The following is a 1,725-nucleotide window of genomic DNA, read 5'->3' as shown; positions in this document are numbered from 1 at the left end:
GCCAGCGCCGCGCCGGGCACCCGCGTCAGCCGCACCTCCCGCGCCTGCACCGCCAGCCCCGCCTGCACCCGCGCCAGCGTGGCGAGGTCCCGGGCGAAGTCGCGCTGGAAATCGCGCTCGATCACCCGGTAGACCGTCCAGCCCAGCCCGGCCAGCAGCAGCGCGAGCGCCCCGGCAAAGGTCAGCGTGAGCCGGGCGACCAGCGGCACCTCAGTCCTCCGGGCCGCGCAGCACGTAGCCCATGCCGCGCACGGTGTGCAGCAGCGGGGTGCCGAAGGGCTTGTCCAGCTTGGCCCGCAGGTAACTCACGTACACGTCCACCACGTTGCCGTCGAGCGCCGAGTCGTCCTGCCAGACCGCCTCCACGATGCGGGCCCGCGAGAGCACCTGCCCGGGGTGGCGCATCAGGAATTCCAGCAGTGCGTACTCGCGGGCAGACAGCTCGACCCGCTGTCCCGCCCGCTCGACCCGCTTGCCCACCGGATCGAGCCGCAGGTCCGCCACCGTGAGCGCCGCCTCGCCCCCCGCGCCCCGGCGCAGCAGCGCCCGCAGCCGCGCGAGCAGTTCCCCGAGTTCGAAGGGCTTGGTGAGGTAGTCGTCGGCGCCCGCGTCGAGCCCGGCCACCTTGTCGCGCAGGGTGTCGCGGGCGGTCAGCATCAGGATGCCCGCCCGCACCCCTGACCGGCGCATCGCCGCGCAGGCCGACACGCCGTCGCGCCGGGGCAGCATCACGTCCAGCACGATCAGGTCGTAGTCGCCCACCGCCGCACGTTCCACCGCCTCCTCGCCGTCGGCGCAGGCGTCCACCGCGTAGCCTTCCTCGGCCAGCCCGCGCACCAGCAGTCCCGACAGCCGGGGATTGTCCTCCACGACGAGCACTCTCATCAGGCGTCCAGTCTAGGGACAGCGGAGGCGGGGAGCCCTCACGGTGTCCCTGCCCCCGCCTGGCCTCAGGCTCTCACAGCCTGCGGCACTGGTCTTCCTTGTTCCCCTCCACCCGGTTGCTGCCTCCCGTGGGCGCGGGGCTGTTGCCCTGGCACTGGAGGTTGCCGTCCACGGTGTTGCGGCTGACCACGCTGCTGCCCCGGTTTTTCTCGAGCTGGATGTCGCCGTTCACGCGCACCCCCGTGATGTTCACCGCGCCGCCCTGCTCCAGCTGGATGCTGCCGTCCACGCTCCCGCCCGACACCCGCACGCTGCGGAAGCCCTCGGACTGGATGTTGCCGTCGATGCGGGCGTTCCGGACAATCAGGGTGCCGCCACGCTGCACCTTCACGTTGCCGTCGACGCGGGTGCCGCTCAGGGTGCAGGTCGCGCCGCTCGGCACCACCACGTCGCCGTCGACCGAGCGTGCGCCGAGGGTGCCCCGGCAGTTCAGGTCGTCGGCCTGCGCGGTCGGCAGGACCAGCATCGGCACGAGCAGCAGGGCGGACAGCAGGGACTTGCGCAGGGTCAGGGTCATCATGGGAATCCTCCTGGCGGCCAGAGAATGGAAGAGATCGGCCGCCTGACAGGCCGCACAGTAGGCCCCGCCCCGCAGCCCTGCATTGGCCCCACATTGGAGGGTTCTAACGGAAGGGGGCGCGGCGGCGAGGGTAGTGGGGCGGCAGCTCCCCGGCGGGCGGTCAGGGGCGGCTCACGTGGCGCACCGCCCAGGGCTGTGGGAAGACCAGACGCTCGGTACCTGACAGGTTGAGGTTTTTGCTGTACAGGAGCGGGAAAAGG

The 1,725-nt window shown here is 71.9% G+C and carries 3 protein-coding genes; all 3 read right to left on the bottom strand.

Annotation, left to right across the window (positions count from 1 at the left end; all coding sequences use genetic code 11):
* Positions 1-209, bottom strand: a 209-nt coding sequence (locus QOL99_RS16850) for a hypothetical protein (protein WP_285525533.1), incomplete at its 3' end; no start/stop codon positions are given.
* 1 nt (position 210) lies between these two features.
* Positions 211-885 carry a response regulator gene (locus QOL99_RS16845; protein ID WP_285525532.1) on the bottom strand — a complete coding sequence of 225 codons (675 nt, stop codon included), beginning with the start codon at positions 883-885 and terminating at the stop codon, positions 211-213.
* A gap of 73 nt (positions 886-958) precedes the next feature.
* Positions 959-1,465 (bottom strand): bactofilin family protein, encoded by a 507-nt coding sequence (locus tag QOL99_RS16840; protein ID WP_285525531.1) that lies wholly within the window; start codon positions 1,463-1,465, stop codon positions 959-961.
* Positions 1,466-1,725: the final 260 nt, after the last annotated feature.

Origin of the sequence: Deinococcus rhizophilus (assembly GCF_030271215.1) — a bacterium.
GTDB lineage: Bacteria > Deinococcota > Deinococci > Deinococcales > Deinococcaceae > Deinococcus > Deinococcus rhizophilus.
The sequence above is the reverse complement of the archived record's forward strand: the minus strand, read 5'-3'. Positions and strand labels throughout refer to the sequence as shown.